Raw genomic sequence first — 12,617 nt, forward strand, 5'->3', positions numbered from 1 at the left:
CGGCGCCCCGGGGCCCGGTCAGGAAATCGCCCGCAGCGCGGCCTGGGCGGCGCGGGAGCGCAGCAGTTCGGCGAAGGTCGTGCGGCCGTGGCAGACCTCGGCGAAGGCGCGCCAGGCCGTGGGCAGCGCGGTGACCGCGGCGTGGAAGAAAGCCGGCCGCTTCTCGAAGGCCGCCAGCAGGCGCTGCCCGGCCGCCATCTCCACGCCGAGCGACGACTCGACGCGCCGGCGGTACTCCTCGGCCGCGGCGGCGACCGCCGCCGTGTCGGCAACGCCGTCGTCCGTCGTGGCTCGGGATATGCGCGCGGCGGCCGCGCCGGCCAGCCGCCCGGAACGCAGCGCATGGGAGATGCCCTCGCGGGTCCACGGTTCCAGCAGGCCCGCCGCGTCGCCCGCCACCAGCACGCGGCCGCGCGAGAGCGGCGAGTCCGCGCTGCGGCAGCGGGTCAGATGCCCGGAATCCTGCACGGCCGGGTACTCGGCCAGCGCGAGGCGTGCGATGAACTCGCGATAGTAGGCGCGGGTCGCCTCGCCTCCGCCGCGCGCCGCGATGACGCCGACGGTGAGCGTGTCGCCCTTCGGGAACACCCAGCCGTACGAGCCGGGGACCGGCCCCCAGTCGATGAGTACCCTGCCGGCCCAGTCCCGCGCGACGTGCGGGGGCACGCTGATCTCGGCCTCCAGGCCGAGGTCGACCTGACGGCAGGTCACCCCGACGTGCCGGGCGATCCGGCTCGCCGAACCGTCCGCGCCGACCACCGCGCGGGCGCGCAGCCGGGAGCCGTCCGCGAGTGAAAGGGTGACGGCCGGGTCGTGCGCTGCGGTCGGGTCCTGAGGAGCGGCCGCGTTGTGAGGCATGGCCGTGTGCTGCTCGATGCCTGTGACGGTCGCGCCCTCGCGCAGATGCGCACCGGCCGCCACGGCCGCCTTGACCAGCCCGTGGTCGAACTCGGCCCGGTCGACCAAGGCCAGCACGCCGCCGTCCCGGTCCCGGCGGGTGCGCTCCCGGCGGCCCTGGTGGGTGAAGGTGATGGCGTCGATCCACTGCCGCACCGGCGGCTCGAAACCCTCCGGCAGTGCCGCGCGGGACAGGCCGATCAGGCCGCCGCCGCAGGTCTTGTAGCGGGGGAAGGCGGCGCGGTCCAGCAGCACCACGCGGGCTCCGGCCTCGGCCGCGGCCCGCGCCGCGCTCGAACCGGCCGGCCCCGCGCCGACGACCGCCACGTCCCACGGCGCGGACGGCCCGGGCAATGGGCCGTCCGGCTGGTCGTGTACCTCGGATGAGTGAACCGGTTGCGCTGGACCCTCGGAAGGACTGATCACGGCTCACCAGCGTAACCCGATCCCGGACGGGGCTTATCGGGTGACGGACCCGAGTGCGACTGACAACGATTCGGCCACGATGCCAGGACAGGCCGGGACATCGGGCCGATGCTGTTATCACAGGCGCATGAACAACCACATACAGCGAGTATGGGATGATCGGGACAACGAGCGCGCTGGAACTCGGACCGATACGGGTTCGATCACAGTTCGGACACACATTGTGCTACGGGTGTTCCGTCGGGCAGGAACGCCGAGGATTGTTCTCCCAGGCAGGGCATGGTAGGAATTCCCGCGATCAGGGACGGCGCGGACCGCAAAATCCGTTGCGCAGGGAGCCTCGGCCAGTACGTCATGGCCGGCACCCGACCCCGATTACGGCAATAGCCGGACCGTGTCGCACAATCGGATCACATCCGACGAAAGCGCGCAGAAGCAGCATGGCCTTTGCAGCACCACCGGGTCCGCGCGGCCCGGGTCAGCACGTAAGATCCCGCGTACCGCTCAATACAAAGGTCCCGACGGGTTCCACCGCGAACGACGAGGACGTCACATCACGATGACTGTGCCGAACACGGCGGCCGACGAAGCCGCCGAAGTGGGTATACCGGCGATCCCGGGAAACCCGATCGAGGGTCGTTCCCTGGGTCAGATCGCCTGGGGCCGGCTCAGGCGAGACAAGGTCGCCATGGTCAGCGGCACGTTCGTGCTGCTGCTGATCCTGTTGGCGATCTTCGCTGACGTCATCACCCACGCGATGGGACTCGATCCGCTCAGGTTCAACGGCAACCTGATCGACCAGGGCACGCTGCTGCCCTACGGCGCGCGCAGCGGGATGAGCCTCTCCCATCCGCTGGGCCTCGAACCGGAGAACGGCCGCGACATGTTCGCCCGCATCGTCGTGGGCATCCGGCCCAGTCTCATCGTGGCGCTCGCCGCCACCGCACTTCAGATGATCTTCGGGATCGTCATCGGTTCCGTCGCCGGCTACTTCGGCGGCTGGGCCGACGGTTTCCTCTCCCGGATCACCGACATCTTCCTGGCCTTCCCGATCCTGATCTTCCTGATCGCGATCGGCTCGATCGTCCCGAGCCAGGCCTTCGGTCTCGGCGCGTACGGTGTGCACCTGGTCGTCATGATCGCCGTCATCGGCATCTTCACCTGGGCCTACCAGGCGCGCCTCATCCGTGGCCTGGTGCTCTCGCTGCGCGACCGCGAGTTCGTCGACGCCGCCCGACTGCTGGGCGCCCACCCCCGCAGGATCATCTTCCGGGAGATCCTGCCCAATCTCGCAAGCCCGATCCTGGTGTACACCTCGCTGGCAATCCCGGCGAACATCGTGCTCGAGGCTTACCTTTCGTTCCTCGGGGTCGGCACTCCCGCGCCGTACCCCTCCTGGGGACAGACGCTGTCGAACGCCGTGGCCTACTTCCAGGTGGATCCCACCTACATGCTGGTCCCCGGCATCGCCCTGTTCCTGACCGTGCTCGCCTTCAACCTCCTCGGGGACGGCCTGCGCGATGCCCTCGACCCCCGGGCCGGCCGCTAGAAGCGTCCGTCTCGGTTCTCCAACAGAACACCCCTCCGTTGCGCAGTCCTGAAAGGGGCATTCACGGAATGCAGCGTACAACCAAGATCGCCGCTACCGCGGCGGCAGCCGCGCTGGTCGCGTCGGTCGCATCCGCCTGCGGCAGCAGTAGTGGCGGCGCCAGCGGCTCCGACACGATCAAGTTCAACTATGGTGTGACCGGCCTGGTGAACCCCTCCACGAAGCAGGGCGGTACGCTCGTTCTCGGCGGATCGCAGGACCTTGACGCCGTGGACCCGGTCAACCAGTACTACGCCTACTCCTGGGACTTCTCCCGCTACTACGCACGCACGGTGCTGCAGTACAAGGTCGGCGACCCGAAGCAGGTCAACACCCTCGTACCGGGCCTGGCGGCGTCCATGCCGACCCCGTCCTCCGACGGCCTGACCTGGACCGTGAAGCTGCGCCCCGGCCTGAAGTTCTCCAACGGCGAGCCGATCACCTCCAAGAACGTCAAGTACGCGGTCGAGCGCTCCTACGCGGTCGACACGGTCAACCCGGCCGGTCCGGAGTACTTCTCCGGCCTGCTCACGGACCCCAAGTACCCGGGCCCGTACAAGGACACCGCGTCGGACCACCTGGGCCTGAAGGGTATCGACACCCCGGACGACACCACGCTGATCTTCCACCTCCAGTCGAAGTACGCGGACTTCCCGTACCTGATGACGCTGGCCCAGACGGCGCCCGTCCCGATCGACGTGGACCAGAACTCGGCGACCGGCGGCAAGAACTACACCGGTACGAACGTCGTCTCCAGCGGTCCGTACAAGATCTCGGCCTACACGGCGGGTAAGGACATCGAGCTGGTGCGCAACCCGAACTGGGACCGGAGCACCGACCCGAACGACCCCGCCCTGCCGGACAAGATCAGCGTGAAGACGGACTGGGACCCGACCCAGCTCGACCAGGCCGTCCTGGCCGGCACCGTCGCCTACGACTACACCGGCGCCGGCCTCCAGCCCGCCGACATCGGCCCGGCGCAGAACATCGCGGCCAAGAAGAAGCTGACCGACAACCCGGCGGCGAACACCACCCGGTACGTCTCCATCGACCAGGATGTCGCGCCGTTCGACAACATCCACTGCCGCAAGGCCGTGGCATACGCGATGAACAAGGTCGACCTGGTCGCCGCCCGCGGCGGCACGGTGGCCGGGGCGAAGGTCACCGGCACGATGCTGCCCCCGGGCGTGCCCGGCTACGCGAACGTGAACCCGTACCCGGCCGGCCCGGACAACAAGGGCGACCTGGCCAAGGCCAAGGAAGAGCTGACGGCCTGCGGTCATCCGAACGGCTTCAGCACGGGCATCATCACGGTCAACACCGGCAAGGGCCCCGGCTTCGCCACCGCCCTGCAGAACGCGCTGACCCGGGTCGGCATCACCACCCAGATCACCCAGGTGGAGGGCTCGAAGTACTACAGCCAGAACCTGGACCGCCCGGACGTGATGAAGAGCAAGGGCTACGGCCTGGCCGCGGCCGGCTGGGGTCCGGACTTCCCCACCGCCTTCGGCTTCTTCTCGCAGATCACCGACGGCTCCGTGCTCACCGCGACCAGCAGCGGCTCGAACTACGGCCGGCTCAACGACCCGATGGTCAACAGCCTGCTGGGCCAGATGAAGGCGGCTTCCAGCACGCAGGAGGAGGCTTCGCTCGGCACCAAGCTGGACGCGCAGGTCATGTCCGACGCCGTGTACATCCCCTACGGCAACGACACGCTGCTGCTCGCGCGCAGCCCGAAGGTGACGAACTACTACATCGACTCGGCGCTCAACAGCCTGCCGGATGATGCGGCAGTCGGCGTCCAGCAGTAGGGATCCCGGCCGCGGCCGGAAGGCAAACCCTCCTTTCGCGAGCAGAACTGGAAGCAGGTGAAGGCGTAGGGCGGCGTGGGGGCGGATCTCGACCGGGATCCGCCCCCGTGCCGGAACCGGCCGATATCAGTGTTCGCTTACATCGCCCGGCGACTGTTCCAGGCAGCCCTGGTCGTCGTCGTCATCAGCATAATTACATTCATCATCTCGTACGTGATGCCGCAGTGGTTCGGTGAGGACCTCGCCGCGACCTACGCGGGCAAGGCCGCGAACCCCGCGACCTTCGCCGCCATCGGTCACGCGCTCGGTTTCGACAAGCCGCTCGTGGTGCAGTACTGGGATTACTTCTCCGGCATCTTCACCGGGCGCACCTTCGTCAACGGCTCGGTGTCACTCGACTGCCCGGCGCCCTGCCTCGGCTACTCGTACATCACCAACGAGCTGGTGTGGCCGAAGCTGATCGCGGACTTCCCGGTCACCCTCTCCCTGGCGGTCGGCGCCGCGGTGCTGTGGCTCTTCTTCGGTGTGCTCGGCGGCGTCGTCGCGGCGCTTAACAAGGGCAAGCTGGCGGACCGCTCGATCATCGTGGTCGCTCTGGCCGGCATCTCGATGCCGGTCAACTTCACCGCGCTGGTGGTCGCGCTGCTGGTGCAGTACCAGTTCCACTTCATCGACCAGATCCAGTACGTGCCGATCACCCAGGATCCCTGGAACTGGGCCCTGAACATCTTCTGGCCGTGCCTGACCCTCGCGTTCATCTCGGCCGCGGCATACACCCGGATCACCAGATCCACCATGCTCGACACGCTCAACGAGGACTACGTGCGCACCGCGCGCGCCAAGGGCCTTCCCGAGCGTGTCGTGGTCGGCAAGCACGCGATGCGCGCCATCTACACACCGATCATCACGATGTTCGGCCTGGACTTCGGATACCTGCTCGGCGGCGCGGTGGTCACCGAGAAGATCTTCGGATTCCACGGGATCGGCTTCGACGCGGTGGACGCCATCTTCCGCGCCGACATCCCGGTGGTCATGGGCGTCACGCTCATGGCGAGTTTCTTCATCGTCCTCGCCAACCTGATTGTGGACCTGCTCTACGGAGTGCTCGACCCGCGAGTGAGGCTGGCATGACCGAGGAACAGCTCGAACCGACCTTCGAGACGGGCGAGCGGGGGCCCACCGCCTTCCTCGACGTGCGGGATCTGAAGGTGCACTTCGCCACCGAGGACGGCCTGGTCAAGTCCGTGGACGGGATCAGCTTCAAGCTGGAGCGCGGGCAGACCCTCGGCATCGTGGGCGAGTCCGGTTCCGGCAAGTCGGTCACCTCGCTCTCGCTGATGGGCCTGCACAGACGAGCGGGCAAGAGCGGGCGCGGCGGCGCGACGATGTCCGGCGAGATCTGGCTGGACGGCGACGAACTGGTGCACGCCGACCCGGCAGAGGTGCGGCGGCTGCGCGGGCAGAAGGTGGCGATGGTCTTCCAGGACCCGCTCTCCTCGCTGCACCCGTACTACAAGGTCGGCGACCAGATCGCCGAGGCGTACCGGGTTCACAACAAGGCCTCGAAGTCCGAGGCGCACAAGCGCGCGATCGAGATGCTCGACCGCGTCGGCATCCCGCAGCCCGCGCAGCGCGCCGCCGACTTCCCGCACCAGTTCTCCGGCGGCATGCGGCAGCGCGCGATGATCGCGATGGCGCTGGTGTGCAATCCGCAGCTGCTGATCGCGGACGAGCCGACCACGGCGCTGGACGTGACGGTGCAGGCGCAGATCCTGGACCTGATGCGGGACCTGCAGCAGGAGTTCAACAGCGCCCTGATCGTGATCACGCACGATCTGGGCGTGGTGGCGGAGCTCGCGGACGACATCATGGTGATGTACGCGGGCAAGGCGGTGGAGTACGGGCCGGCCAAGACGGTGTTCACGGACCCGGAGGATCCCTACACGTGGGGTCTGCTCGGTTCGATGCCGCGGCTGGACCGGGCCGTGAAGGAGCGGCTGCTGCCGATCCCGGGCAACCCGCCGTCCATGATCAACGTGCCCTCCGGCTGCGCGTTCCACCCACGCTGTCCCTTCGCGCCACGCAATCACGGACGGTGCGAGACCGAGGTGCCCGAGCTGCTGCCGGTCGACTCCCGTCATCTTGTCCGCTGCCATCTGCCCATCGCCGAGCGCAGGCAGATCTTCAACGAGGAAATCCGGCCGCACCTATGAGCACTGGCACCCAATCGACGAGCGACGCGCTGCTGAGCGTCTCCGGGCTGCAGAAGCACTTCCCGATCCGGCGCGGGCTGCTGCGCCGGACCGTGGGCGCGGTCAAGGCGGTGGACGGGATCGATCTGTCCGTGCAGCCGGGCGAGACGCTGGGCCTGGTCGGGGAGTCCGGTTGCGGGAAGTCCACCACCGGGCGGCTGCTGACCCGGCTGCTTGAGCCCACCGGCGGGCAGGTCGTGTTCGAGGGCCAGGACATCACGCACCTGTCCCCGAGAGCGCTGCGGCCGCTGCGGCGGGACATCCAGATGGTGTTCCAGGACCCGCAGTCCTCGCTCAACCCGCGCCAGACCATCGGTTCGATCGTGGGCGCCCCGTTCCAGATCCAGGGCGTGAAGACCGAGCACGGGATCAAGCGCGAGGTGCAGGACCTGCTCGCGCTGGTCGGGCTCTCGCCGGAGCACTACAACCGCTACCCGCACGAGTTCTCCGGCGGCCAGCGCCAGCGCATCGGCATCGCCCGCGCGATAGCGCTGCGCCCCAAGCTGATCGTGGCGGACGAACCGGTCTCAGCCCTCGACGTCTCGATCCAGGCGCAGGTGGTGAACCTGTTCGAGGACCTGCAGGGCGAACTCGGGCTCGCCTACCTGTTCATCGCGCACGACCTGTCCGTGGTGCGGCACATATCGGACCGCGTCGCGGTGATGTACTTGGGCAAGGTGGTGGAGACAGCGGCTCGTGACGACCTTTACGGCCGTCCGATGCACCCCTACACCAATGCGCTGCTGTCCGCGGTGCCGATACCGGATCCGGGGCGCAAGGAGTCCACCGGCCGGGAGCGCATCCTGCTCACCGGCGATGTGCCCTCGCCGGTCAACCCGCCCTCCGGCTGCCGGTTCCGCACCCGCTGCTGGAAGGCCCAGGAGATCTGCGCCGCGGTCGAGCCGCCGCTGGAGGCGAAGTCCGGGGGCGGGGCGACGCAGCTGACGGCTTGTCACTTCCCCGTCATGGCGGACGAGCGGGTCGGCTCCTACACCTGACAACTCAAGACTGCCTCTCGGTCGCCTGCCGCCGGACCGGGCACAGCGCGGTGCACGCCTCCTGTGCCCGGTCCGGCGGCCGGGCGCATCCCGGGCGATTCCCCTGCCCGAACATGGGGAACGAATTCTCGCTTTCTGTCCAACCCGAGGGTTTTCCCTACATCTCGGCGACCCTTATTGACGTGTTTCGTCCAGGCGCGTAACAGGGCGGAAATAGCGTTTCTAAGGCTGCGCCTTAACGTAATTAGTTCTTGATCTGAAGCCTATGGACAGCACCGGGCGCCCGCCGTCAGGCTGTGTCACCAGGCGGTAATACCCGGTAGAGGCCCACAAAGCCTGCCGCGCCGTCGTACGATCCGAGAACAACTCGGTGCCAGCTCGGAGCGAGCGACGTCTCCCGCCGGTGCCGGTTGCAGGGTGAGGGAGTAGCGCGTGGGCGCATATCTGCTGCGCAGATTGCTCAATTATGTGATTTTGACCTTTGTCGGGGCGTCGATCGCGTACCTGTTGGCCGCGCTCGCGCTCAACCCGAGGTCGAACTACGAGGGCAAGCACCCCACGCCGCCGCCCGCCGAGATCACGCGCATGCTCACCGAAAAGAATCTGAACCCTGACACGGACGTGCTGGTCCGCTACGGGCACTGGCTGGACGGCCTCGCGCACGGCGACTTCGGCACCGAGGTGCAGGGCGGATCCGTCGGCCAGGACCTGGCCCGGCGCGTCGGGGTCTCCACCCGCCTGCTGCTGTTCGCCACCATCATCGGGGCGGTCGGCGGCGTCCTGGTCGGCGCGTGGAACGCCGTGCGCCAGTATCGGGCCAGCGATCAGCTCTCCGCCCTGGCCTCCTTCCTGATCATCTCAACTCCCGTATTCGCGCTGGCGATCCTGCTCAAGGCGCTGGCGGTCTGGTTCAACAACGCCTCAGGGACCAGCTTCTTCCAATACGACAACGAATACGACGCGACGATCACGGCCTTCTGGCCGCAGCTGCTCAGCCGCGCGCAGCACCTGGTGCTGCCGACGATCACGCTGGTGCTCGGGGAGATCGCCATCATCAGCCGGTACCAGCGTTCCACGATGCTGGACGTCTTGGGAAGCGATTTTCTGCGCACCGCCCGCGCCAAGGGTCTGACTCGCCGCAAGGCGATCTACAAGCACGGGCTGCGCACCGCGATCATCCCGGTGATGACACTGCTGGTCTACAACACGGTGCTGCTTTTCACCGGCGCCACGTTCACCGAGACCATCTTCGACTGGAACGGAATGGGTCAGTGGGTGGTCACCTCGATCCAGGGCAACGACACCAACGCGGTCGCCGCGGTCTCCCTGTTCGTCGCCGGACTGGTCCTGGTCGCCGGCGTGCTCTCGGAACTGGCCTACGCGGCCCTGGATCCCCGGGTGCGTGCCTGATGCGGAACCGGCATTGTGAGCTTGTGACGCAGTACTTTGATTCAATGAACCGGAACACCGAAGCGACCAGCCGCGGAGAGGAGCCCCGGCGGTGAGCGCCCTCGACGCCGCGAAGGAGATCGACGAGACCGCCCTGGCCCCGATAGTCGGGGGCGGCGGCCGCGGCCGGCTGATCGCCCGGCGCTTCACCCGCAACCGGCTCGGCCTGTTCGGCCTGATCGTCATCGTGCTGCTGTTCCTGGCGGCCTATCTGGGCCCGTACCTGACGCACTGGCAGCTGACGGACATCGACTTCGACAACTTCCAGACCGGCCCGTCCTCCGCGCACTGGTTCGGCACCACCCAGACCGGCCAGGACATGTTCGTGCTCACCATGCGCGGCGCGCAGAAGTCGCTGGTCATCGGCCTGATCGGCGGCCCGCTGACCACCGCGATCGCGGCGCTGGTCGGCTCGGTCGCCGGGTATGCGGGCGGTTGGCTGGACCGGGCGCTGGTGTGGTTCATCGACGTGATGCTGGTCATGCCCTCGTTCCTGCTGCTGGCGATCCTCTCGCCGACCTTCAAGGGCAAGACCTGGCTGCTGTTCGTCGTGCTGCTGGCGGCCTTCGCCTGGATGATCACCGCGCGGATCGTGCGCTCGCTGACGCTCAGCCTCAAGAGCCGCGAGTTCGTGCTCGCGGCCAAGTACATGGGCGTGTCGGCGCCGCGCATCATCCTGCGGCACATCCTGCCGAACATGGCCTCGCTGCTGATCATCGACGCGACCATCAGCGTCGCGGTCACCATCCTCGGTGAGTCGGGCCTGTCCTACTTCGGCTTCGGCATCCAGCCGCCGGACGTCTCGCTCGGAACGCTGATCGGCAACGGGCAGGACGCGGTGAACACCTATCCGTGGCTGTTCATGTTCCCCGCCGGGATCCTGATCCTGATCATCCTCGCGGTGAACTTCGTGGGCGACGGGCTGCGCGACGCCCTCGACCCGAACGCCGCGGGCGCCAAGGCCAAGGCGAAGCGCAAGCAGCGGCAGACGGACGAAGAGAGCCTGCCCGGCGACACGACGGTAGTGGAGATCGCACAGTGACCCAGGTGTACCAGGAGCCGTCCCTCGGTCCCAGCGGGAGCGGCGACGCCGTGCTGGACGTGCGCGACCTGTCCGTCCTGTTCCCCTCGGAGGCAGGCACGGTCGAGGCGGTGCGCGGCGTGAGCTACCGGCTGCGGCGCGGTGAGGTGCTCGGCATCGTCGGCGAGTCCGGCTCCGGCAAGTCGGTCTCCGCGATGGCCGTGCTCGGGCTGCTGCCGGACACCGCGAAGGTGGAGGGCTCGATCCGGCTGGACGGACGCGAACTTCTCGGCCTGCACGACGACGAGATGTCCAAGATCCGCGGCAAGCAGATGGCGATGGTCTTCCAGGACCCGCTCTCCGCGCTGACCCCGGTCTACGCGATCGGCACGCAGATCGTCGAGGCCCTGCAGATCCACACCGAGATCTCCAAGCAGGCCGCGCGCGCCCGCGCGATCGAGTTGCTGGACATGGTCGGCATCCCGGACCCCAAGCGCCGGGTGGACGCCTTCCCGCACGAGTTCTCCGGCGGCATGCGCCAGCGCGCGATGATCGCCATGGCCATCGCCAACGACCCCCAGGTGATCATCGCCGACGAGCCGACCACCGCGCTGGACGTGACCATCCAGGCGCAGATCCTCGACGTGCTCAAGGTCGCCAAGGAGGCCACCGGCGCCGCCATCGTGATGATCACGCACGACCTGGGCGTCGTCGCGGGGTTCGCCGACCGGGTGATGGTCATGTACGCGGGCAAGCCGGTGGAGACCGGAACCGTCGACGAGCTCTACTACACGCCGCGGATGCCTTACACCATCGGCCTGCTGGGCTCGATCCCGCGGGTCGACGAGGGAGTCAAGCACGCGCTGGTCCCGATCGAGGGCAATCCGCCCTCGCTGGTCGACCTGCCGCCCGGCTGCCCGTTCCGCGCCCGCTGCCCGGTCGCCGTGCCGGTCTGCGCGAGCGTCGAACCCGACCTGGAGAGCGCCACCGGAGAAGACCACCCCTCCGCCTGCCACCGCCGCGGCGAGCTGGCCGCCGGCACGCTCACCGCGGCCGAGGTCTTCCCGGTGCCCGAGCTTCCCGAGCCCGCCTCGGCCCGGGTGCCGCGCGAGCAGCGCCCGTCCGTGCTCGAACTCGACGACGTGCACCGGCACTTCCCGCTGACCGTGGGCACCGTGTTCAAGCGCCGGGTCGGCACGGTGCGCGCGGTGGACGGCATCTCCTTCGACATCCGCTCCGGTGAGACCCTCGGCCTCGTCGGGGAGTCCGGCTGCGGAAAGACCACCACCCTGCTGGAGATCCTCAGCCTGGCGGACCCGTCGCAGGGCTCGATCGCGGTCTTCGGCAAGCGCACCGGGGGCCTGCGCGGCTCCGAGCGCAAGGCGCTGCGCAAGGACATCCAGGTGGTCTTCCAGGACCCGATGGCGGCGCTGGACCCGCGGCTGCCGGTCTTCGACATCCTCGCCGAGCCGCTGCGCGCGCACCGCTGGGCCAAGGAGAAGATCGGGCCGCGCGTCAATGAACTGCTTCGCCTGGTGGGCCTTGAGGTCGGGCACGCGTCACGCTTCGCCTCCGAGTTCTCCGGCGGACAGCGCCAGCGCATCGGCATCGCCCGAGCCCTCGCCCTGGACCCGAAGGTCGTGGTGCTCGACGAGCCGGTCTCAGCCCTCGATGTCTCCATCCAGGCCGGCGTGATCAACCTGCTCGACGAGCTCAAGGCGCGGCTGGACCTGAGCTACCTGTTCGTCGCGCACGACCTGTCGGTGGTGCGGCATGTGGCGGACCGGATCGCGGTCATGTACCTGGGGCGCATCGTCGAGATCGGAGAGAGCGCCTCGGTGTTCCGCCGGCCCAGCCACCCGTACACGCAGGCGCTGCTGTCCGCGATCCCGGTTCCCGACCCGCACAAGGAACGCGAGCGGCGCCGGATCCTGCTCGACGGCGACCTGCCCAGCCCGACGAACGTCCCCTCCGGCTGCCGCTTCCGCAACCGTTGCCCGAAGTTCAAGACCCTGAGCGAGGGCGACCAGCGGCGGTGCGTCGACGAGGATCCGGCCCTGACCGCGCAGGGCCCGGACCACGAGGCGGCCTGCCATTACGCAAGCGTGCTCGAAGTGGTCTGATCCATCGCGGCCGAGTCCGGCGGCTGACAGACGTCCGGCACGCATCGCTGCG

Annotated in this window: 9 protein-coding genes; 8 read left to right on the forward strand and 1 reads right to left on the reverse strand. The window is 68.4% G+C overall.

What is annotated here, in order from left to right; genetic code table 11:
* Nucleotides 1–18: 18 nt before the first annotated feature.
* Nucleotides 19–1,251 carry a geranylgeranyl reductase family protein gene (locus KGA66_RS09645; RefSeq protein WP_246507322.1) on the reverse strand — a complete coding sequence of 411 codons (1,233 nt, stop codon included), beginning with the start codon at nt 1,249–1,251 and terminating at the stop codon, nt 19–21.
* Between the two features lie 631 nt (nt 1,252–1,882).
* Between KGA66_RS09645 and KGA66_RS09650 the strand changes: the two genes are divergently transcribed.
* From KGA66_RS09650 to KGA66_RS09685, 8 genes are all read left to right on the forward strand, one after another.
* Nucleotides 1,883–2,872, forward strand: a complete 990-nt coding sequence (locus tag KGA66_RS09650) for an ABC transporter permease (protein WP_211466886.1) — start codon at nt 1,883–1,885, stop codon at nt 2,870–2,872.
* A gap of 68 nt (nt 2,873–2,940) precedes the next feature.
* Nucleotides 2,941–4,722 carry an ABC transporter substrate-binding protein gene (locus KGA66_RS09655; protein ID WP_211466888.1) on the forward strand — a complete coding sequence of 594 codons (1,782 nt, stop codon included), beginning with the start codon at nt 2,941–2,943 and terminating at the stop codon, nt 4,720–4,722.
* A gap of 129 nt (nt 4,723–4,851) precedes the next feature.
* Nucleotides 4,852–5,853 carry an ABC transporter permease gene (locus KGA66_RS31530; protein WP_211466890.1) on the forward strand — a complete coding sequence of 334 codons (1,002 nt, stop codon included), beginning with the start codon at nt 4,852–4,854 and terminating at the stop codon, nt 5,851–5,853.
* Nucleotides 5,850–6,935, forward strand: coding sequence for an ABC transporter ATP-binding protein (locus KGA66_RS09665; RefSeq protein WP_211466892.1), 1,086 nt, complete (start codon nt 5,850–5,852; stop codon nt 6,933–6,935). The genes KGA66_RS31530 and KGA66_RS09665 overlap by 4 nt, the downstream gene beginning before the upstream one ends.
* Complete coding sequence (locus tag KGA66_RS09670) at nt 6,932–7,972, forward strand: ABC transporter ATP-binding protein (RefSeq protein WP_211466894.1); 1,041 nt, start codon at nt 6,932–6,934, stop codon at nt 7,970–7,972. The genes KGA66_RS09665 and KGA66_RS09670 overlap by 4 nt, the downstream gene beginning before the upstream one ends.
* 432 nt (nt 7,973–8,404) lie before the next feature.
* Nucleotides 8,405–9,382, forward strand: coding sequence for an ABC transporter permease (locus tag KGA66_RS09675; RefSeq protein WP_211466896.1), 978 nt, complete (start codon nt 8,405–8,407; stop codon nt 9,380–9,382).
* A gap of 91 nt (nt 9,383–9,473) precedes the next feature.
* Nucleotides 9,474–10,463 (forward strand): ABC transporter permease, encoded by a 990-nt coding sequence (locus KGA66_RS09680; RefSeq protein ID WP_211466898.1) that lies wholly within the window; start codon nt 9,474–9,476, stop codon nt 10,461–10,463.
* Nucleotides 10,460–12,565 (forward strand): dipeptide ABC transporter ATP-binding protein, encoded by a 2,106-nt coding sequence (locus tag KGA66_RS09685; RefSeq protein ID WP_211466900.1) that lies wholly within the window; start codon nt 10,460–10,462, stop codon nt 12,563–12,565. The genes KGA66_RS09680 and KGA66_RS09685 overlap by 4 nt, the downstream gene beginning before the upstream one ends.
* Nucleotides 12,566–12,617 lie beyond the last annotated feature (52 nt).

The organism is Actinocrinis puniceicyclus (assembly GCF_018283645.1).
GTDB lineage: Bacteria > Actinomycetota > Actinomycetes > Streptomycetales > Catenulisporaceae > Actinocrinis > Actinocrinis puniceicyclus.